Origin of the sequence: Streptomyces albidochromogenes (assembly GCF_005981925.1) — a bacterium.
GTDB classification, from domain to species: Bacteria; Actinomycetota; Actinomycetes; order Streptomycetales; family Streptomycetaceae; genus Streptomyces; species Streptomyces albidochromogenes.
The window spans coordinates 1-286 of sequence record NZ_VBVX01000794.1 but is presented as its reverse complement, the minus strand read 5'-3'; the positions used below and the strand labels follow the sequence as shown (position 1 = coordinate 286).

Genomic DNA, 286 nt, shown 5'->3' with positions numbered 1-286 from the left:
GTTACACCATCTGAATCGGTGGTGGTGAAAGTAGTGGTGTATTCGGTACATGCTTCACAATCACCAGAAGCAGTTGGTTCACCTCGAAGGATAGAAGTGGTGGTGGTGTAGTCACCATCGGAATCAGTGGTGATAATGACATCGCCAGTTTGAGTGGCAGTTACACCATCTGAATCGGTGGTGGTGAAAGTAGTGGTGTATTCGGTACATTCTTCACAATCACCAGAAGCAGTTGGTTCACCAGTAATAATGGAAGTGGTGGTGGTGTAGTCACCATCGGAATCAG

General features: G+C 46.9%; 1 protein-coding gene. It reads right to left on the bottom strand.

Features of this window, described 5'->3' with window-relative positions; genetic code table 11:
- A partial coding sequence (locus E2E34_RS37830; protein ID WP_208765439.1) for a hypothetical protein occupies positions 1–286 on the bottom strand: 286 nt, incomplete at both ends.